This window comes from Marinimicrobium locisalis, assembly GCF_039822625.1.
In the GTDB taxonomy this organism is placed as follows: Bacteria; Pseudomonadota; Gammaproteobacteria; order Pseudomonadales; family Cellvibrionaceae; genus Marinimicrobium; species Marinimicrobium locisalis.
Map to the genome: position 1 here is coordinate 103,191 of NZ_JBDLLG010000010.1, position 21,843 is coordinate 125,033.

Annotated in this window: 16 protein-coding genes; 11 read left to right on the forward strand and 5 right to left on the reverse strand. The window is 55.0% G+C overall.

The window, feature by feature from the left end:
• Positions 1-195: 195 nt before the first annotated feature.
• The 4 genes from AAE514_RS08035 to AAE514_RS08050 form a co-directional block, all read right to left on the reverse strand.
• Positions 196-1,053 carry a hypothetical protein gene (locus tag AAE514_RS08035; protein ID WP_347331017.1) on the reverse strand — a complete coding sequence of 286 codons (858 nt, stop codon included), beginning with the start codon at positions 1,051-1,053 and terminating at the stop codon, positions 196-198.
• A gap of 22 nt (positions 1,054-1,075) precedes the next feature.
• Positions 1,076-1,597 (reverse strand): hypothetical protein, encoded by a 522-nt coding sequence (locus tag AAE514_RS08040; protein WP_347331018.1) that lies wholly within the window; start codon positions 1,595-1,597, stop codon positions 1,076-1,078.
• A 50-nt stretch (positions 1,598-1,647) separates the two neighbouring features.
• Positions 1,648-2,508, reverse strand: coding sequence for a formyltetrahydrofolate deformylase (gene purU, locus AAE514_RS08045; protein ID WP_347331019.1), 861 nt, complete (start codon positions 2,506-2,508; stop codon positions 1,648-1,650).
• A gap of 97 nt (positions 2,509-2,605) precedes the next feature.
• Positions 2,606-3,508 carry an AEC family transporter gene (locus AAE514_RS08050; protein WP_347331020.1) on the reverse strand — a complete coding sequence of 301 codons (903 nt, stop codon included), beginning with the start codon at positions 3,506-3,508 and terminating at the stop codon, positions 2,606-2,608.
• 517 nt (positions 3,509-4,025) lie between these two features.
• On the opposite strand from AAE514_RS08050, the gene AAE514_RS08055 reads away from it, so the two are divergent.
• The 11 genes from AAE514_RS08055 to AAE514_RS08105 all read left to right on the forward strand — a co-directional run bounded on the left by AAE514_RS08055 (position 4,026) and on the right by AAE514_RS08105 (position 21,110).
• Positions 4,026-6,965: a ribonucleoside-diphosphate reductase subunit alpha gene (locus AAE514_RS08055; RefSeq protein WP_347331021.1), complete on the forward strand. Its 2,940-nt coding sequence runs from the start codon at positions 4,026-4,028 to the stop codon at positions 6,963-6,965.
• Positions 6,966-7,193: 228 nt separating this feature from the next.
• Complete coding sequence (locus tag AAE514_RS08060) at positions 7,194-8,486, forward strand: ribonucleotide-diphosphate reductase subunit beta (protein ID WP_347331022.1); 1,293 nt, start codon at positions 7,194-7,196, stop codon at positions 8,484-8,486.
• Between the two features lie 216 nt (positions 8,487-8,702).
• Entirely contained in the window at positions 8,703-10,001 is a 1,299-nt protein-coding gene (locus AAE514_RS08065; protein WP_347331023.1) for a nucleotide-binding domain-containing protein, read from the forward strand.
• A 7-nt stretch (positions 10,002-10,008) separates the two neighbouring features.
• A complete protein-coding gene (locus AAE514_RS08070) occupies positions 10,009-10,605 on the forward strand; it encodes an SLATT domain-containing protein (protein WP_347331024.1) in 597 nt (198 codons plus the stop codon).
• Between the two features lie 155 nt (positions 10,606-10,760).
• Complete coding sequence (locus AAE514_RS08075) at positions 10,761-15,329, forward strand: AAA family ATPase (RefSeq protein WP_347331025.1); 4,569 nt, start codon at positions 10,761-10,763, stop codon at positions 15,327-15,329.
• Positions 15,330-15,602: 273 nt separating this feature from the next.
• Entirely contained in the window at positions 15,603-16,112 is a 510-nt protein-coding gene (locus AAE514_RS08080; RefSeq protein ID WP_347331026.1) for an MOSC domain-containing protein, read from the forward strand.
• A 79-nt stretch (positions 16,113-16,191) separates the two neighbouring features.
• Entirely contained in the window at positions 16,192-16,500 is a 309-nt protein-coding gene (locus tag AAE514_RS08085) for a DUF6122 family protein (protein WP_347331027.1), read from the forward strand.
• Between the two features lie 218 nt (positions 16,501-16,718).
• The gene (fusA, locus tag AAE514_RS08090) at positions 16,719-18,806 is read left to right on the forward strand and encodes an elongation factor G (RefSeq protein ID WP_347331028.1); all 2,088 of its coding nucleotides are present in this window, start codon (positions 16,719-16,721) and stop codon (positions 18,804-18,806) included.
• Between the two features lie 129 nt (positions 18,807-18,935).
• Positions 18,936-19,295 carry an MmcQ/YjbR family DNA-binding protein gene (locus AAE514_RS08095; RefSeq protein ID WP_347331029.1) on the forward strand — a complete coding sequence of 120 codons (360 nt, stop codon included), beginning with the start codon at positions 18,936-18,938 and terminating at the stop codon, positions 19,293-19,295.
• Positions 19,296-19,554: 259 nt separating this feature from the next.
• Positions 19,555-20,670 carry a hypothetical protein gene (locus tag AAE514_RS08100; protein WP_347331030.1) on the forward strand — a complete coding sequence of 372 codons (1,116 nt, stop codon included), beginning with the start codon at positions 19,555-19,557 and terminating at the stop codon, positions 20,668-20,670.
• 224 nt (positions 20,671-20,894) lie between these two features.
• The gene (locus tag AAE514_RS08105; protein WP_347331031.1) at positions 20,895-21,110 is read left to right on the forward strand and encodes a DUF6789 family protein; all 216 of its coding nucleotides are present in this window, start codon (positions 20,895-20,897) and stop codon (positions 21,108-21,110) included.
• 324 nt (positions 21,111-21,434) lie between these two features.
• Here AAE514_RS08105 and AAE514_RS08110 read toward each other — a convergent pair whose 3' ends face one another.
• Positions 21,435-21,806, reverse strand: coding sequence for an ExbD/TolR family protein (locus AAE514_RS08110; protein WP_347331032.1), 372 nt, complete (start codon positions 21,804-21,806; stop codon positions 21,435-21,437).
• Positions 21,807-21,843: the final 37 nt, after the last annotated feature.

Consider the following 21,843-nt stretch of genomic DNA (forward strand, 5'->3'; position numbering starts at 1 on the left):
TCCGGTTCTACACTGACAGACGGCTTCATGATCACATAGATTCCCCGGGCTTGCACCCGGCGTGCTGGCGGCGCCTGCTAGGCAGCAGAGACACTGCCGGTTAAGCCCAAAAAAACTCCACAAAAAACCCGGCTGGTTTACCACCAACCGGGTTTTGGTCGCCCAGAATCGAGCGGCCGGTCATACAAGCTCGGATCATTCAACCGTCGTGAAGGTCACCGTGCGCACTTGGCGGGCCGAAATGGAACCACCCGCATAGGCCGAGTCGAGCTGCCCCAACCGGGCCTTGGTGAGAGTCGCGGTTGTAGAGCAGGACCCCGAGAGGCGCTCCGCATCGATATCGCCCGCCTCAATCTGCAGCGCGCCGGTGTCTTCGTCCACCGTGGTCCGGTATTGGTATTCCGAATCGTCGGCACAGGTGGTGGTCACATCCACCTCTACCATCACATCAGACTCCGTGGGCAACCATTCCAATTGCACCGGGTCCGAGGAGCGGCTCAGCGTTTGATCGCTCGTCGGTGACAATAAGTCAAACGCCCGAGGCATGGTGACGGTGGACTCCAGCGCTTCGGCCTTCGAGTCGCGCAGCAACGAGACGGTGTACCGGGCTCCGTCGGGCACATCTTCTAGCTGGCCATTGTAATGCACCTTCTCGGGCGTCAGCACGCTCCAGAAGAAGAACAGGTGATCAGAACGGTACCGGGTGGTACCGGCCAATAACTGTTGCGTATGCGCCAACTCCGCCAGACTCTCAAACCAATTACTTCCCAGGGTCTCCTCCCGCAGGTTGACCCCGGTGGTGAACCACAGCTCATCGCCCTCCAGCAGCTCAACATACTCATCCCCGGAGGTTTGTGAGTGCTCATTTAGCAGCTGCGCGCTGGCGTAGGCCGAATCGTCCCCATCGGAGTAGACCTCAAGGGTGGCTTGCATTTGCCCCGTGGAAATCCGGGAAGACGATACCACCGAATCATCACTACCACAGGCGCCCAACAGCACCGTCAAGGCTATGGCTAAACATCCTTGGCCGGCTAACTTTATAGTTCCCATCATTACGCTTTACTCCTTGATTGCCTTAAAACGAAAACCGAATGCCGACGGCCAGGGCGGATACATCGCTGCCGAGCCGGTCATTAAAGTACAGGTAGCTACCCTTCAGAGAGAAACCGTCCACCAATTGCCTGACCCCGGCCACTTCCACAAAAGCCCCCCATTCGCTCTGCTCGTCCAGCAGGCGGCCACTGAGCTCGGCTTCGGATTCCAGCCGCGCGGCGCCCGCCCCCAGCTCCCAGGTGAGGAGGCGAGTCTCAAAGCGCCGTACCGCCTGCATATAGGGGCCACGCATGGTAATACTGGCATCCGCCACATCCGAATCCAGCTCAAAGTCACCCAAGGAGAGATAGCCGGCCCGGGCCGACCAGTCCCCCATGCGGTAGCCCAGGGAGGTATTGGCAAAAACATCGGAGTCGTAGTCAGAAGCGGACGGGAAAGAGGCACCAGCAGAGAAGTCCAACTCCACCTGCGCCAGGGCCGGCCCTGCCATGACCAGCCCCGTAAAGCCCAGGGCCGCCAAGAGGGTTGCGCGAAATTTGGACATCGTAGTCTCCTTTACAGTAAGGGTTATTAAGTCAGAACTTGATCGTATTATCAGCGCGCAAACACCACCGTCTTACTACCATTGAGCAACACCCGGTGCTCGGCGTGCCAGCGCACGGCGCGGTTGAGCACCACCGCTTCGATATCCCGGCCGATTTCCGCCATTTCATCCGGCAGGTTTACGTGAGAGACGCGCTCCACCGACTGCTCGATAATCGGCCCCTCGTCCAGGTCCGCCGTGACGTAGTGGGCGGTGGCGCCAATCAGCTTCACGCCCCGGTCGTAGGCCTGATGGTAAGGCTTGGCGCCTTTGAAGCCGGGCAGGAAGGAGTGGTGAATGTTGATCGCGCGGCCGTTGAGCTTGCGGCACAGGTCGTCGGAGAGAATCTGCATGTAGCGGGCCAGCACTAGGCAGTGAACATCCTGCTCTTCGATCAGGCGCCAGATTTGCGCCTCTTGCTCGGTTTTGGTCTCCGGGGTGACCGGCAGGTAGTGAAACGGTAACTGGTACCACTCGGTCAGGTCCCGCATTACTTCGTGGTTGGATACCACCCCGGCGATGTCGATGGGCAGGGAGCCGTTCTTCCAGTTGTTCAGCAGGCTGTTCAGGCAGTGCCCCCATTGGGAAACGGCAATCAGCACCCGGGGCTTGGAGTCCACATCAAAAATGTCCCAGTCCATCTCGTAGCGGTCGGCCACGGGTTTGAACAGCGTGTTGATCGCCGGCAGCTCATAGCCGGGCGGGCACTCGAACACGGTACGCATAAAAAAGCGGCGTTGGTCCACGTCTTCAAACTGAGAGGATTCGCGGATATTAAACCCCCGCTGGGCAAAGAGGCTGGCCACCGCCGCAACAATGCCCTGGGCATCCTGACAACTGAAAGTAAGTACTATCTCCCGCACACCGGCCATGGGGTCTTCCTATTTTATAGAGCGTTGTTTTTAAAGGATGGTTATCACTGATAAAGGCCGCAAGCCTACTGGATTGGGGACGAACGGCTCAAGTGTTTTATGCGCCGGCCAGGGGCAGCACCAGCACCAACACAATGGGCAGCACCACAAAGGCCAACAGAGTGGACATCAGCACCATGGCGGCCACCTCCTGGGGCGCCCGGTCATAGCGCAGGGCCAGCAGGTAGTTGAATATGGCCACCGGCATGGCCCCTTGCAGCACCGCCACCCCCAGCGCCTCGCCTTCCAGGCCCACAAGCCGCGCCGCCAGGTACCCCAGCGTTAGGCCGCCCAGCACCCGAAGGGCGCTGAACAACAGGCTGCGCTTCCAGGCCACCAGCTTGAGCCGGGCCAGGGAGACCCCCAGGGTCATCAGCATCAGGGGGATGGCAAAGCCGCCCATCACATCCACCGTGTTGCCCAGCCAGCGCGGCAGCGGCGTGTCGGTTACCAGCAGCACCACCGCCACCACCATGGCGTACAGCACCGGCTGGCGCGCCAGGGCTTTCAGCCGTGCGCCCAGCCCTTCGGCCCGGGAGACCAGCATAATACCGAAGGTGAAGGTGCTCAGCATCATCACCATAAATGAGGCCATCGCCAGGGCCAGGCCGGTTTCCCCGAAGGCAAACAGGCACAGGGGCAGCCCCAGGTTGCCGTTATTGGGGAACAGCAGGGACGGCAAATAGCAGGGAGGGTCCAGCTTCAGCCAGCGGATCAGCCCGTAGCCGAGCACCAGCATGCTCACAATCACCAGCCCCGCGGCCAGGGCGACGCCGCCCATAATACGGGGGTCCACCTCCACTCGGGCCATCACCGAGACGATCAGGCAGGGGGTGGCGATGTTCATCACCGCCCGGGAGACAAACTCAGAGGGGTAATCCGTGCCCGAGCGAACCCAGACATAACCGATGGCCGTGCCAATAAACAACGGCGCCATAATGGCGATAAGTTCAGCGAACATGTCGCTCCTTTGACGAACTTAGTAACAAGGGGCCCAACGGAGCCGCAACGGGAAAGACCCAATCGGCCGGCCAAATTCCGCGGCAGAGCCCAAAACCTCGGGCCCACTTCCTAGGGTGCGCCCTTACATATGCCCATTGTACGATAACTGACCCCACTAACGCCGTATGTGATCGTTGGCGATAACAGAAAAAGTCAGTAGAATAAAAAAATCTATTCGGTCGCTCGACCGGTTCACAAATTGACAACAACCCCCAACCTCGCTCCCTGCGCGGCCCGCAGGATAGTGGTTACTGACCTGCCGATTTACGCACATTTTATCCACAGGCATTCCCCACTTTTGTCCGCTTGCATTCCCGCCGAAAGCGCATTATCTTGTAGCGCAATTGAACGGCACCCCCATATATAGGGTTTCGGGACGACCTTGCCCCAAGGTTATTATCGTCCCCCAAAGGCCAGCCACCCTCCCCCGGTGGCCGCTACACAGTCACGGAATTAGTTCGCTCGCGGAGACGTCCATGCACACAGATACCGATCACAACCCCAGCTCACAGACCCAACCTGAGAGCCAAGCCCCTTCACAGGAACGTAGCGCGGCCAGCCTCTCGGCCACCGCCCCCGGCCAGTTACGCGTGATCAAGCGCAACGGCACCGTGGTCACCTACGACCCCAGCAAAATCGCCGTCGCCATGACCAAGGCCTTCCTGGCCGTGGAAGGCGGTACCGCCGCGGCCTCACGCCGGGTGCGCGAGACGGTCGAAAACCTGACCGGCCAGATTACCGCCACCTTCAAGCGGCGCATGCCCTCCGGCGGCACCATTCATATTGAAGAAATTCAGGACCAGGTCGAGCTGATGCTGATGCGCTCCGGGGAGCACAAAATCGCCCGGGACTACGTCCTCTACCGCGAAGAGCACGCCCGCCTGCGCGCCGAGAAGCAGCCCGAAGCCGACGCCTCCTCGGAAGACCCGGAATACCCCGCCGTCGAAGTCACGCTGGATGACGGCAGCAAATCCACCCTGGACACCCAGCGCCTGCGCACCATCGTGAACGAAGCCTGCGCCGGCCTGAAGGATGTGAGCGAAAAGGCCATTCTCGACGAGGCCATGCGCAACCTGTACGACGGCGTAAACCTGCGGGATGTGAACACCTCGCTGGTGATTACCGCCCGCACCCTGGTGGAGAAAGAGCCCAACTACACCTACGCCACCGCCCGCCTGCTGATGGACAAACTGCGCGCCGAGGCGCTGAGCTTCCTGGGCGTGGCCGAGACCGCCACTCAGGGCGAAATGGAAACTTACTACGCCCAGGCCCTGCCCGCCTATATTCAGAAAGGGGTAGAGCTGGAGCTGCTGGCGCCGGAACTGCTGAGCTTTGACCTGGAAAAACTGGGCAAGGCCATCATTGCCGAGCGCGACCTGCAGTTCACCTACCTGGGCCTGCAGACGCTGTATGACCGCTACTTCATTCACAGCAACGATGTGCGCATCGAGCTGCCCCAGGTGTTCTTCATGCGCGTGGCCATGGGCCTGGCCGTGGAAGAAGACAACCGCGAAGAGCGCGCTATTGAGTTCTACAAGTTGCTGAGCTCGTTCGACTACATGAGCTCCACCCCGACCCTGTTCAACGCCGGCACCCTGCGCCCGCAGTTGTCCTCCTGCTACCTGACCACGGTACCGGACGACCTGCACGGCATTTACGGCGCGATCCAAGACAACGCCATGCTGAGCAAATTCGCCGGCGGCCTGGGCAATGACTGGACCCCAGTGCGCTCCCTGGGCGCCTACATCAAAGGCACCAACGGCCGCTCCCAGGGCGTGGTGCCCTTCCTGAAAGTCGCCAACGACACCGCCGTGGCGGTGAACCAGGGCGGCAAGCGCAAGGGCGCCGTCTGTGCCTACCTGGAAACCTGGCACCTGGACATTGAAGAGTTCGTGGAGCTGCGCAAGAACACCGGTGACGACCGCCGCCGCACCCACGACATGAACACCGCCAACTGGGTCCCGGACCTGTTTATGAAGCGGGTGTTCGACGATGAAGAGTGGACCCTCTTCTCCCCCAACGACGTACCGGACCTGCACGACCTCTACGGCGACGCTTTTGAAGAGCGTTACCGCGAGTACGAGCGCCAGGTCGCCACCGGCGAGCTGAAGCTGTACAAAACCGTAAAAGCGGTGGACCTGTGGCGCAAAATGCTGGGCATGCTGTTTGAAACCGGCCACCCCTGGATTACCTTCAAAGACGCCTGCAACCTGCGCAGCCCGCAGCAGCACGCCGGCGTGGTGCACTCCTCCAACCTGTGCACCGAAATCACGTTGAACACCAAGTCCAACGAAGAAATCGCGGTCTGTAACCTGGGCTCCGTCAACCTGGCCCAGCACATCGTCGATGGCAAGCTCGACCACGACAAGCTTGAGAAGACCGTGAAAACCGCGATACGCATGCTCGACAACGTCATCGACATTAACTACTACTCGGTGCCGGCCGCGCGCAACTCCAACCTGCGCCACCGCCCCATCGGCCTGGGCCTGATGGGCTTCCAGGACGCGCTCTACCGTCAGCGTCTGGCCTACGGCTCGGACGAAGCGGTACAGTTTGCCGACATTTCCATGGAGGCGATCAGCTACCACGCCATCAAGGCCTCCAGTGAGCTGGCCCGCGAGCGCGGGCGCTACGGAAGCTTTGAAGGCTCCCTGTGGAGCCAGGGCGTACTGCCCATCGACTCCATCCAGAACCTGGCCAAGGCCCGGGGCGAGAAGTACATCGAGATGGACACCAGCACAACGCTGGACTGGGACACCCTGCGCGAGCAGGTCAAAAGCGTGGGCATGCGCAACTCCAACGTCATGGCCATCGCCCCGACCGCGACCATCGCCAACATCACCGGCGTAAGCCAGTCCATCGAACCCACGTACCAGAACCTGTACGTGAAATCGAACCTCTCGGGCGAATTCACCGTGGTGAACCCCTACCTGGTACACGACCTGAAAGATCGCGGCCTGTGGGACAACGTCATGGTCAACGACCTGAAATACTACGAAGGCACCGTACAGCCCATCGACCGCGTACCGGACGACTTGAAAGCCCTGTACGCCACCGCCTTTGAAGTGGAGCCCAAGTGGATTGTGGACGCCGCCAGCCGCCGCCAGAAGTGGATCGACCAGGCCCAGAGCCTGAACCTCTACATCGCCGGCGCCAACGGCAAAAAGCTGGACATCACCTACCGCATGGCATGGTTCCGTGGCCTGAAAACCACCTACTACCTCCGTGCCCTGGCCGCCAGCAGCACTGAAAAGTCCACCATCACCACCGGCACCCACAACGCCGTATCCGCCAACGGCGGTGGCGGCACCGCAGCCGCAAGCGCCAGCAGCAGCGCGAGCGCCGGGAATGGCGAAGCCGCCCCCGTCCCCGCCGCCTGCTCCCTGGACGACCCCGACTGCGAGGCCTGCCAGTAAACACAACCACGGCACGGACGCCGCGTAAACACGTATATGCGTAGGGTAGGTAAGCGAAGCGCCACCTACCAAAAGGACTCGAAAACGAATTGAAAACGTAGGCTTGGTAAGGGGCGGCACGCCCCCAACACCACAACACAAACAAAACGGAAACGTAGGGTAGGTAAGCGAAGCGCCACCTACCAATTAAACACCCAAATTCACCCCAAACCACAGGACAAAAGCGCTATGTTGAGTTGGGACGATTTCGACGCAGCCGAAGAAACGCAACAGCAATCCAAGCCGGCCCCCCAGGCACCACCCAAGCCGGAACCCAAAGCCGCCGTAAAGGAACCCGCTGCCAGCTACGACAGCGCCCCCGCCCAAGCGGCCGCCACCTCCGAGGCCCAAGCCCAAAGCACGGGCACCAACAACGGCGCCGTACCCGACGCCGTGGCCGAAGCCCGCGCATCCCTGGAAAACCTGGACGTCGCCCCCGGCCTGGAAGAACTGGAAATGGGCGCCGCCCGCATCGAGGTGGACGACAAGCGCATGATCAACTGCCGCGCCGACCTCAACCAGCTCGTGCCCTTCAAATACGACTGGGCCTGGCAAAAATACCTGGACGGCTGCGCCAACCACTGGATGCCCCAGGAAGTGAACATGACCGCGGACATCTCCCTCTGGAAAAGCCGCGAAGGCCTGACCGAGGACGAGCGCCGCATCGTCAAGCGCTCCCTGGGCTACTTCTCCACCGCCGACTCGCTGGTGGCGAACAACCTGGTGCTGGCCATCTACCGCCTGATCACCAACCCCGAGTGCCGCCAGTACATCCTGCGCCAGGCCTTTGAAGAAGCCATTCACACCCACGCCTACCAGTACTGCATCGAATCCCTGGGCATGGACGAGGCGGAAATCTTCAACATGTACCGGGAAATGCCCTCGGTCGCCGCCAAGGCCGCCTGGAGCCTGAAGCACACCCAGACCCTGGGCGACCCCACCTTCAACACCGGCACCCCGGAAACCGACCAGGAACTGCTGCGCAACCTGGTCGCCTTCTACGCCGTGACCGAAGGCATTTTCTTCTACTGCGGCTTCAGCCAGATCCTGTCCATGGGCCGTCGCAACAAAATGACCGGCGTGGCCGAGCAGTTCCAGTACATCCTGCGCGATGAGTCCATGCACCTGAACTTCGGCATCGACGTCATCAACCAGATCAAACTGGAAAACCCGCACCTCTGGACCCCGGAATTCCAGAAAGAAGTCACCCAGATGGTACTGGAAGGCACCGAACTGGAAATCGCCTACGCCCGCGACACCATGCCCCGCGGCGTACTGGGCATGAACGCCGGCATGATGGAAGAGTACCTGCACTTCATCGCCAACCGCCGCCTCGCGCAGCTCGGCCTGAAAGAACAGTACCCCGGCGCCCAGAACCCCTTCCCCTGGATGAGCGAAATCATGGACCTGCGCAAAGAGAAGAACTTCTTCGAAACGCGCGTGACTGAATATCAGGTTGGTGGGGCGTTGAGCTGGGATTGAGACTTAATTAACCCTCCCTCCTTGTAAATCCCCAAACACTAGCCAGGGACGGCTGGACCTGCACTGACCTATGGAGTTAACCCCCTTCTCTACGGAGCGATGCTTACCAGTACACTACCGCCCGACACATCAGCCCATAGTCTCAACGGAAGGTTCGTGGTAGTAAGAATTGCTGTAATGTTTCTCTCCCCGTAATCAACAAGAGGTGAAATGTCTATGTCGGTTTCTGATATGTTTAAAGGATTTTTAGAAAACCTCAAAGTAGACAATTCTGGGCAAATTAGCCTTCGTTACGGCGAAATAACTAAAAGCCTGAATCAACAGTTTCGAGACTCAGACTCCACGACAGCAAACTCGTTACAGGTCGGATCTTACGGTCGATACACTGGGATAAAGGACATTTCAGATCTTGACATACTCTACATCATGCCCAAGACTAAATGGCTATCATACAAGTATGGAAAGCAATCCCATCTCCTAACAGATGTAAAAGATGCCATCAAAAACAGATACCCGACATCGAACATCCGGGTTGACCGGCTAGTAGTTACAGTCACCTATTCAAACTTTCACGTCGAAGTTCAGCCGGTTTTCGAAGAAACGGACAGCGACGGGAACCGCTACTTTCAGTACCCAGACACTTATAACGGCGGCAAATGGAAGATTACAAAGCCACGACAGGAAATGAGAGCGGTTAGAGCCCTAAATACGGAAAAGAATGGAAACCTAAGATTACTATGTAAGATGACGAGAGCATGGAGGAACAAACATGGTCTTGCCATGGGCGGACTCTTAATAGACACACTTGCTTATAACTTTCTGAGGTCAACGGAAGACTTTGATGACAAAAGTTATTTGCGTTTCGATAAGCTTAGCCGCGATTTTTTCAAATACTTAGCAAACGAACCGGACAGGGATCACTATCAGGCACCAGGCAGCAATCAAGACGTTAAAGTCAAAAAGAAGTTTCAGAAGAAGGCAGAACAGGCATACGATCTCTGCTTAAAAGCAATTGAAGCAGAAAAGGCAGACAACGTTTACGATAAATGGAAGAAAGTTTATGGTCGGCACTTCGCTACTTCGTCGACTATACAAAAGGCAGCTCTATCCGAACAAAAATGGAGAAACACCGAGGAATTTATCGAAGACCAACACCCCGTAGATATCCGCCACAACATTTCCATCGACTGCTCGGTACATCAAAATCAAGGTCTGGCTAAGAGCTTGCGAGATATGCTTGCAAATGGATATGGGATCAGCAATAACAGAAAGCTAGTTTTCAAAGTCGTCGACCATGACATAGAGGATGACTTTACCGTCAAGTGGAAAATACTAAATCGAGGATCCGAAGCGAAGCAGAGGAACTGTATTCGGGGTCAAGTCGAACCTAGCAACGATGGCCCCAAATCGAGAAAGGAGTCTGCAGACTTTAAAGGAGAGCACACAGTCGAATGTTACGCATTGAAAAACAACGTGGTCGTTGCACGGGACTCTATAAAAGTACCAATCTTATGAGGCCAGGATGAACAAATCAGATCTGCTCCGAAGCATTGCCGAAAAGGGCTATGACGTTGGGTTTGGTGCGAAAAAGCACTTCGCCACGTATGACATAATAGAAAAAACTCCTGGGCTAATAGGCTTCTCCTCAATGGCGTTCGGTATATTTGCACTTGCTGAAAGAGAGATTTCCACTGAGCTAACATCTGCTACTTTTATCGTGCTTGGTGTGATAGGACTTTATATCAGCTTATACAACCAAGAAAAGTCGGATTATGAGCAGTCTGGAGTTGCATTAACGAAGATATACAACGAGTTAAAAGCACTTTACTTCAAAGTAAAAAGCTTGGGTGAAAATGACAATGTTTTAGTTTACCAAGAAAAGTTATATGAGATCGAAGCCCGCTACTACGCTGCCAGTATTACTAAGCAGATTCTTTTCAGTAACTGGTATGCACATTACAAGTTTTTTTGGGAAATGCAAATAGGTTGGCTGAATGAACAGCTAAGTTTCAGGTTTTTTCGTGACATGATTCCTTTATCTCTCTGGCTCACATTATTCTTTGGAGTTATTGGATTAACCATTTGGCTCCTAAACACTTTTAACATCCTTTGCAACTAAACTCCAGGACTTCATATTTCAGATTAACAATCGGGGCACACCCAATCACCCTATCCACTTATTGTTGAAAACAGGGAAATAATTCCACTTGAACAGGGTACCGATCACACTAGCCCCCACAATATGAAAAATTAGATACTCTATATGGTCCTTAAATGAGCATCTCAGCAATACGATCCAATCGCGGCGACATTTATCAGAAGCTTATTGCCTTTAAATGGGCTCTGACTGTCCTGACAGACCCGGACTACCAATGGCTTGAGGTAGATTCGACCACTCATCTTGTAGATGACGTAGTCATCGGAAAAAGGGATGGATCAATTATATGCTGCCAGTGCAAAAAGAATCAGACCGATTTCAAATCTTGGGGAATTTCCGAGCTTTGGGATGAAATAGATAAAGCTATACAGGAACTAGCTGCAAACCCAGATGCGAAAATCCTTTTTTATTCGCGCAACAATTTTGGAGACCTGGCTAAACTACGTGAGTTCAGCCTCGGCTATCCCGACTCGTCCGATTACCACGCAAACTTAACTTCAGGGCATAGAGCCACCGATAGCGATTTGGCCACTCGTATTTCCGCGGGAGGCACTGAACTATCAACCTTTGAACTTTTGCGTCACACATCATTTATAGCTACCGACGATTTTGATCAAATTGACTCTGATATTAGATTTCGTTTAAACCAAATAGCAAGCAATTCAACGGCTGCATTTAACGCATTATGGAAACACATAGACCAACTTGGTGGACGCTATGATAGCAGCGATCACTTTGCCAGTCCCTTGCATCGGCTGACCAAGCAAGATCTGAAGGAAATTCTCTATCAAGCAGGAGCGATGTTAGCTCCAGCCATGGCTTTAGAGAATGTTCGGCGAGAGTTTAACAGAACGTCAGCTATCGGTAGATTTTGGTACAGGGAGATTGCTGGGCAACATATCCCAAGTCCGGTTGTGAAAGACCTCCTAAAAGCCATTGATGCTAAAGAACGCTCTGTATTGCTTACAGGCGCACCCGGATCGGGAAAAACATGTGCGATGCTTTGCCTTCAGGAAGCCCTAGAGCAACGTGCAAAAGATCGGACAGATTTAGTACCGCTTTTCATCCAATCGCGTGAATTTGCAGACTTCGAAACTGCACAGGATCGCCAGGAACAAGGACTTCCTGAACAATGGGTAGAAAAAGCAGCTCGTATGGCAGAAGATGTACACATAGTTGTGGTTATTGATTCATTGGATGTCTTGTCCATCGCGCGCGAACACAGTGTTTTGAAGTATTTCCTCGCACAGATTGATCAGCTACTTCTTGTTCCCAATATCACGGTTGTTACGGCCTGCCGAGAGTTCGATCGAAGGTACGACCGGCGCTTAGCAGTAACGCGCTGGGATGTCGAGCTACAATGCATGCCGTTGAACTGGGAAGGCGAAGTCGTGCCTGTACTAGATAAACTCGGACTCGATACGGGTACCATTGACACCGTTACTCGAGAACTCATCCGAATTCCTCGTGAGCTGGCTCTGTTTGTCGAACTCGCGCAACGTGAGGGCAGCTTCTGCGTAGTTACCGGCCAGGCACTAGCACAACGCTATCTTGATACAGTGGTTCAGGCCGACCCAGCGCTCGGGCCTCAGGCGGTGCAAGCAATTGAAGCCATCGCTTGCGAAATGCTAAGAGCTCGCAGCTTATCGATACCCCAACAACGATTTAGCGCTCCCCATGATATACTTTGGAGGCTTCAAAGCCTCAACATCCTGCTTGATACCCATGACGGAAACTTGACGTTTGGTCACCAAACTCTACTAGACGTTCTAGTCATAAGTAGCGCTATTCGTGAAGGAACATCGCTCAATGAGTTCATTCAGAGTTTACCGCCAGTGCCGTTCGTTCGGCCTAGCATACGTAGCTTTGTTGCACAGTTAGCTTCAAAAGAACGCCGTGATCTGAGAAAGCAGGTGCGAGCGGTTCTTACAGGTAACGCAGCCTTTCATATTCGCCGCCTAGTTGCAGAATCGTTCGCCCAGCAGAATCCGCACAGTGATGACTGGCCACTGATTAGGGATTTGCGAGAAAAGAATCGCGATGTTTATCAAGTAATATACACTCAAGCATCATCGGTTGAGTGGCATCACTTCTGGCTCTCTTACCTTGTTCCTGCACTAATGGATTCACGAGACATCGAGGGGCTAACAGCTCACGTTCGTAGAATTTCCCAGTGGGCCAATGTCGATACTGAGGGGACAATAAAGTTCTGGCATGAGACGCTTTCGCTTGATTGGCTAGGCCACGATCGAATCGCCGACCAAATAGCGCTCTCCTTACCTGACTTAAACGATGAAAACTTGTTATTGACCGGCCCTTTGATAAACCTTTTGCTCAAAAGTCAGAAACCAGAGCACAGCTTTTTGGGCCACGTTGTTTCACGATGCGTTTCGGTCGGAGCTGTTGATGACAGCGTTCTTTGGCGCTACATCGCCGGGGACGTCACCGACGATGACGCGACCAGCCATCGTTTAAACAATAAGCTTTTTTGCCAACCTCATAACTTTGATAAAAGTAATGGGGCCTTCCTAAAAAAACGAATGACGGATTCCACGAAGTTACTCGATTTGGCACTGGAGGCAATCGAGCACTGGAGCCATAAAAAGGCTAATCGCTACGGGGAAACCCGAGTAGGCTATCGCTATGGATTTCTTGGCAACACTTCCTATGACGACACCCACTCCAAAGTCGATCATCGACATGCAAATAGCGAACGATTTCTATTAGATGCGATTGAGGAGGCAGTTCTTTATCACGCAAAGGAAAACTCTGATTGGTGGAGGAGTAACAGGGAGCGCCTGTGCTTCAACCACGAGGGCGCGTTATGCTATTTCGCGATCCGCTCTCTCACAAACTATCCCCAAAACAATCTTTCCACAATTGGCCGGATCTTATGTGACAAGAACTTGCTTGAGTTCGATCTTTCTTATGAATTAGGAAACTTAATTCATTCTGCATTTATTTTCCTGCCTTACAGGATGCAGAACAAAGTGATGGAAACAGTTCAAAGCATCTGGGAGACCCCAGGAGCAGATGAACAAGAAACTTTGTGGATACAGAGGAATCGATCCGAATACATCTCCGCAATTCCATGCCACCTACGATCAGAAAAAGGCCAGGATATTCTAAATGGCTATGAATCAGCATGCGGAACCTTGATCCGCGAGCCTTCCATCCGAAAGATGGGCGGGATCGTGATCGCACCTTTCTCATACGAGGTCTTTCTGAGCGCAAGCGATGATGGAGTAATTCGATTACTCGCCCACTATTCAGGGCACACCAGAGATTTCAATGACCTAATGGTTGGCGGGGAGCGCGAGGTAGGCTGGCAGTTGCGAGAAGCATCATCTCGTAACCCATCACGATTTCTGAAATTTCTTAAAGCGTACTGGTCTGGTATCGAAACAAGGTTTAAGCATGATATTTTGAACGGAGTAGCCACCTACTTGGCTTATCAATATGGGAGCTTGAACTCCGATGTTTCCTGGAAACCTTGTGTAGAGATCGACGCTGGAGTATTAGCAAATCAAGTTCTTGATGAACTAGAACGGCACCTTAATTTCTGGCGACTCACTCGCCCCATGGCCAAGGCCTTGGAAGCCTGCGCAAACGTGGTCTATAACACCAAACATTCGGACCGCTTAGTATTTCTGGCTATCCCTTTTGGATACCTGAATGAAGAAGCTTCTGTTCATGGCGATTCGGTAGACTTGCTTACTGTCGGAATCAACATGATGACTGGAGATGTAACTGAAGCATTGATGATTTTGTTCGATAACATTCAGGAAAACGGGTCTGCATTACCTGAACTACTGATTCCCACATTACGGAATTTGGCTAACAACGAACATCCAGCCATCCGTGCACTAGTGCTTCGTCGACTGCCATATATACAAAGCAAATATCCCGATCTTGGCTGGGATATATTCGAACTAACTATGCAGGATTCGAAAGGGCTTTGGAAATCCGCTGAACGATGTCTTTATTGTAGCTACCAAAATAATTTTGAGAAAGTTTCGCCTTTACTTAAACGTATTTATCAAGAAGGTAACAATGAGGACACCGAAGTCTGGGCGCGAATTTCAGCACTGTGCACTCTATCTGGACACACAGATATTAGCAATTTTCTTGATGATTTGAAATCGTTGGACATTACGGAAGCTTGGAAGGGAGCAGCCAGCGTTTGGACTCATAATGGGAACATCCGTCGGCATCGCGAAACCTGTCTCTCTGGCATCGAATCAGGATTGAATGCGAGCAACCCCCACGCAATTGCTGTCGCACGATTGGTTAGCAACCTATTTAGAGAAAGTGAGCCATCCCTAGCTATCCCAATTGGATTTATCCAACTTTTCTTTTCAGTGTTTGGGAGCGATCAAGGAGACAAACATGGCCGTCTATTTGGCTTTGACGAATGGCTTAATGCTACCTCTCAGCGCGATCCAGAGAGTGCCTTGGCCGCAACTGAAATCTACCTCACCTATCTAAGTGGCGCCCAGACGTACGTCTACGACCACGATAGTCAGTTAGTTCAACTAGTTACCAGACTTTTTTCCGAGGCTGAGGAGAGGGAGGAATCTGACGATGGCAAAATGCTTCGACGCGTTGTTTCCGTGCAAGATGTTATGCTGTCATTAGGAGTAAGTTCTATAAATGAATGGCTTGAGGCAGCAGAAAGGCAGTAACTACATCGCTATTCCTCAGAACAGTACTGAAATCTGCCCGATCAATGGGAGCACTACTGTGAGGATGACGGTGGCCATTTATTTCATTACTTTTGGCATCCGATGACGTTACCACCGAGCTCGGAGTGGCATCCGGTATTTGCCGAAGCCCTCACCGTAATTCGCGAAACGTTAGCAGACATGCAGTGGTAAAGAAGCCTATTTGCCTGCCTAGGGGTCGTCAAGTAGTCTAAGGATGTCCTCGACCGCTCGACACCAATAGGGAACTGCCGCATGAAAACCCAGACCCGCCTGCTCGATAAGCTGTGTCAAGACCTTCCACAGGGCCGGCTCGAATGGATCGGCCTGCGCAGTGAAAGGCGCGGCACTGTGTTGGTAGCAGAAACCGCCCTGGCGGTAGAGGGTCAGGGGCTTGAAGGCGATCACCGCATGAGCAAGACCCCCGGTTCGGCCCGGCAGGTAACGTTAATCAGCAGAGAATTTATCGAGGCGATAGGCCGGCATACCGGCCATTCCAGCATCGACCCGGCGCTGTCGCGGCGCAATCTCGTCATTTCTGGCATGAATATGAATCTGTTGCGCCATCAGCGGCTGCGGATTGGTGACGCGGTGCTGGAAACCACCGCCCTGTGTCACCCCTGTTCCCGTATGAACGAGGCTCTGGGCCCCGGCGGCGCGGCGGCGATGTTTGGCTATGGGGGCCTGTGCGCCCGGATCATTCAAGGCGGCCGCTTGTCGGTGGGAGATCCGGTGGTGCGTTTGGCAGCAGCGAGCGATCAATAAAAGGGGACGGAGGGAATATAATTTAGTCCCTCCGTCCCCTTTTACCCATCCACTAACCCGAAAAAGACCCATCCCAACCATGTCATTCATGTCGGTTTTTCACATTTTCCTTCATTTCGCGATTCCGGCGATCGTCGCCCGAGTGTTCTTTAAGGATAAATGGCTAAAAGCCTGGCTGATCATGCTAGCGACTATGGTGGTCGACCTCGATCACTTACTGGCTGACCCCATCTACGATCCCGACCGTTGCAGTATCGGCTTTCACCCGCTCCATAGCTGGCCCGCCATAGCGGCCTATGCCGGCTTGGCTGCCTGGCCTAAAACCAGGCTGATTGGCCTGGGTCTGCTGATTCACATGGCGCTGGATGGAATAGACTGTTTCGTCTGAGACGCAGGAATAAGGCTGGACACCCATACATCGACCAGGTGTTCACCTGTTCGGACCTGCCAGAAAGAGGCGACTTTCACCAGGATTGGCTACTGAGGGGCCAAAACTAAGCCGCTGGTCGGAAATTCATCATTTTTCACGAGCAAAATTCCCCAGTTTCCAGTATATTCGCTGCCTATTTTCACCCCCCCGTGTCCAACCCAGCTTTAGAGAACGCTATGACTGATCTATCCCTTTACCGCAACATCGGCATCTTCGCCCACGTAGACGCCGGCAAAACCACTACCACGGAGCGTATCCTTAAGCTGACGGGTAAAATTCACAAGCTCGGCGAAGTGCACGAGGGTGAATCCACCACCGACTTCATGGACCAGGAAGCCGAGCGCGGCATTACCATCCAGTCGGCCGCCGTCAGCTGCTTCTGGAAGGGCTACCGTTTTAACGTCATCGATACCCCCGGGCACGTTGACTTCACCGTGGAAGTGTACCGTTCGTTAAAGGTACTCGACGGCGGTATCGGTGTGTTCTGCGGCTCTGGCGGCGTGGAGCCCCAGTCCGAGACCAACTGGCGCTATGCGAACGACTCCAAGGTGTCGCGACTGATTTTCGTCAACAAGCTGGACCGCATCGGTGCGGACTTCCTGCGCGTCACCGATCAGGTGAAAAAGGTTTTGGGCGCCAAGCCGCTGATTATGACCCTGCCCATCGGCCGCGAAGACACCTTCTCGGGCGTGGTGGACCTGCTGACCCGCAAAGCCTACGTCTGGGATGCGACCGGACTGCCGGAAAACTACACCGTCACCGACGTACCGGCCGATATGGTTGATGACGTCGAGATGTACCGCGACCAGCTGATTGAAAACGCCGTCGAGATGGACGACGACCTGATGATGGCCTACATGGAAGGCGAGGAAGTCAGCGAAGGCGACATTAAGCGCTGCATCCGCAAGGGCACCCTGGAGCTGGCTTTCTTCCCCACTTACTGTGGTTCGGCCTTCAAAAACAAAGGTATGCAGCTGCTGCTGGACGCCGTTGTCGACTACCTGCCGGCGCCGCAGGAAGTGAACCCGCAGCCGCTGACCGACGAAGAAGGCAACCCGACCGGCGAACACGCCATCGTGTCCCCCGACGAGCCCTTCCGCGCCCTGGCGTTCAAGATTATGGACGACCGTTTCGGCGCCTTGACCTTCGTACGCATCTACTCGGGCAAGCTCAACAAAGGCGACACCATCCTCAACTCCTTTACCGGCAAAACCGAGCGTGTGGGCCGGATGGTTGAAATGCAGGCCGACGAGCGTAATGAGCTGTCTTTCGCCACCGCGGGCGACATTATCGCCATCGTGGGTATGAAAAACGTGCAGACCGGTCATACCCTTTGTGATCCCAAGCACCCCTGCACCCTTGAAGCCATGGTGTTCCCGGAGCCGGTCATCTCCATCTCGGTGTTCCCGAAAGACAAGGGCGCCACCGAGAAGATGGGTATCGCCATCGGCAAGATGGTCGCCGAAGACCCCACCTTCCGCGTTGAGACCGATATCGACTCGGGTGAGACCATCCTTAAGGGCATGGGCGAGCTGCACCTGGATATTAAAGTGGATATCCTCAAGCGCACCTACGGGGTTGATCTGACCGTCGGCCAGCCGCAGGTGGCCTACCGAGAGACCATCACTCAGGAAATCGAAGACAGCTACACCCACAAGAAGCAGTCCGGTGGTTCCGGTCAGTACGGTAAGATCGACTACACCATCAAGCCCGGCGAGCCGAACACTGGTTTCACCTTCAGCTCATCGGTTGTGGGCGGTAACGTTCCGAAGGAATTCTTCCCCGCCATCGAAAAGGGCTTCAACTCCCTGATGGGTTCTGGCCCTCTGGCCGGCTTCCCGGTGTTGGACGTGGTTGTCGAGCTGACAGACGGTGCTTACCACGCCGTTGACTCTTCGGCCGTTGCGTTCGAAATTGCCGCCAAGGGCGCCTTCCGTCAGTCCATGCCCAAGGCCGGCCCGCAGTTGCTCGAGCCGATCATGAAGGTGGACGTGTTCAGCCCGGAAGACCACGTGGGTGATGTTATTGGTGACCTGAACCGTCGTCGCGGCATGATCTCCGGTCAGGAGCCAGGCGCTACCGGCGTTCGCATTAAAGCCGATGTACCGCTTTCAGAAATGTTCGGTTACATCAGCACCCTGCGCACCATGACCTCTGGCCGCGGTCAGTTCTCCATGGCGTTCTCGCACTACGCGGCCTGCCCGGCCAACGTGGCCGAGACCGTGATCGCCAAAGAAAAGGAGAAGAACGCCGCCGAAAAGTAACCCCGGATTGGTGTCACTCGGAGCCCCGCCAGCGAAAGCTGGTGGGGCTTTTTTTTGAGGTACCAGAAATATTAAAGGAGACGGGGTTACGGGTGGTGCTATTCTTAACCAAACTCCGATCCAATCATTATGACCTACGATGAATACAACCAGTTTTGTGGCGCCCTGCCCGCCACGTCCCATGTCGTCCAGTGGGGCGGTGCTCACGTGTGGAAGGTGGGCGGAAAAGTCTTCGCCATTGGTGGCTGGTCGAAGGCCGGAAAACCGGCATTTTCGTTTAAAGTGTCGGATCTGCACTATGGCATTCTGCAGGAAGAGCCTGGGTATCGGCCAGCGCCCTACCTGGCTTCCCGCGGCATGAAGTGGATACAGCAGTACGACGTACCTCCCGGCCGGGATGACGAGCTCCAGTACTACTTGAAGGAGTCTCACCGCATTGTCTCTCTGGGGCTGACCAAGAAAAAGCAGAAGGAGCTTGGCCTGGCCTAGGCCCTGGTATTTGATAACGGCGGCTGCGACTGCATAATACTCGTGTTCCCTCATTGCCCATAAAGCCAGGAAGAGCTAACTTTTTTTGTTTTGATTCACGTCAAAGGCGGCACCTGGGGCGTCTTAAGACGAAGTTGATAGCGAAAACTTTTTAACCGTTAGGGATCGATCGGCCTTCAAAAAAAGTAGTATGACTTCATTGACTTGAATTCAAGAAATACCGTATTTTATTTCTAGCTAACCTAAAGAGTAATCAAGAATGACTCAAAACAGAAAATTCACAAAACTGAAAAAAAATATTTTTGCAACGCTGCTGGCGGGTACCGCCGGTGTATCCTTCGCCGAAACCACCCCCTGGAACGCCGCGGGCAACATCGTGATCACTCACCAGACAACCAATGAATCACATATTCAGGACGAGACCGCCAGCTCGGCCGATCTGGTTGTTCAACGGCAAAACGGTTCCGGCAGCTGGCTGGCGCACATCGAGGCAAGCAGCACACAGAGATCGAACGGTGTTTCGGCGATTCTACCCGAGGCCAATGCCGATGTCGGCTCCGCGCTTGACGAGGACAGCGACGGTCGCATACAGCTTTCCGAGCTGTACTACACGCATTCTTTTAACGGCGATCAGACACTGTCGGCGGGGTACCTCGATGTTTCCGGCTTTTTCGAGCAAAGCCGCATCGCCAGCGATGAAACCACCCAGTTCCTGGGTGCGTTTTTCACGGGCAACCCAACTATCGAGTTTCCGGACTATACCCTGGGTCTCGTCTATGAGACGGGGTTAGCTAATGACGTAGTTCTGCGTGCGGCTCTGGCCAGCTCCAATGGCCTGGCCGACAACCCGGAGCGCTCCTACTCGCAGTTACTGTCAGTGGATGACGACGAGGGTGTTTTTGCGATTACCTCAGCCAGTTGGGAGGCCAAACGCTGGTTGCTCCGTGCCGGGGCGTGGCTACACACTGCGGACCACCAGACACTGGATATGACGGACAATGGCCAGGATAACTATGGTGCTTATATGCTGGCGGGCTATACACAGGGCCGGCATTCCGCCAATATCCGTTTAGGGGTGGCCAATCCCGATGTCAGCCAGGCTGTTGCTTTTGCCAGTGTGGGTTACCGCTATGAGCATGGACCATACACCGCCGGGGCGGGAATCGGCCGCGCTGTCCTCTCCTCGCAGGAACCGTCAACGGCGCTGGATGACACGGATCAATATGAACTGTTTCTTCGTTACACCTTGCGCCAGGGTCTCTTCCTCAGCGGCCATGTGGAGCGCATTCGTAACAGTAATTTCGGGGCCCTGCCTGAGAATCGAAACCAGAATGCGACTGTCTATGGTGCGCGGCTGACTTGGTTATACGAATAATACAGCCTGTCAATTTTGTACAACCGAATTGGAAACCACCGGAAACACTTGAAAAATGATTCATCCTGAATATCAATGCGCCGCACCGCTGCCGGGAATCCGTTGAAGAGGAATAGCTATGAGCAAAAAGGCCGCAAACACACCACTACCGATGCCGGCACTCCGGTCTCCAGCGGCGAGCACTCCCTAGTGTCGTGTTTTCATAGATTGCGGGACGCGGCACGATGGGTGGAACCGTTGCTCGGGGCATCGGAGTTGGCGTTGTCGGCTGGCTCGCGATGATGATTGCACTCATGCCGATGGCAGGTGGCGGCATCTTCGGGCTGGCGATGCCGTCTGGCGTGATGGTGCCGGTTGCGACGTTGATACTGCACCTCATCTTTGGTGCAGTGCTCGGGTTCAGCTTTGCCAAACTGAAGGGCGGGTCGACCGCATCCTGACAGCTCGCAGGTGCCCTCCCGCAACGTCTCACCGCAAGGGAGCGAACATGTCGGCACACAACGGCCTCACAAGTATCGGAAAATCGAAGGACACAGCATCGCCTATCTCGTTGAAGGCGACGGGCCGCCGCTGATCTTGCTGCACGGAATTCCGACCAACAGCCGGATTCGGGCCGCATCCCAGGGGTGTCGGGTGAGTCAACAGCGGTCCAAAAATGTTGGATGTGCGTGAAATGATCCCATCCACCTGGCGAAGGTCACAAACAAGTTGCTGGGGGGCAACAGCGTGATAGTGACGACCAGGGGCGGCAGCTGGACTGACATCTACTGTACCTCAACGACGAACGAAAGCCGGGTCAGGCCGTTGCGTTGGGCGGCGGCCAGCACCGCGCTGATGTAGCGGTAGTCGGTCGCCTCGTCAATACGCAGATCGAGCGGCCGCTCGGGGTTCTGGCCGGCCAGCCGGGCCAGGCGTGGTTCGATCTCGGCGGCCGGCAGTGGCGCGTCGTCCCAGTAGTAGTGTCCAGCGGCGTCGATGGCCAGGGTGTGGCGTTCAGGATCGGGTTGCTCGGCGGCGCCCTGCTCCCTGGGCAGGTCGAGCGGCACCTTGTGGGTGAGCAGCGGCGCGGTGACCAGGAAGATCACGAACAGCACCAGCATCACGTCCACCAGCGAGGTGGTGTTGATCTCGGCCAACGGGGGGCAGCCAGGTCGTGGGCTCTGCGGGTGGAGA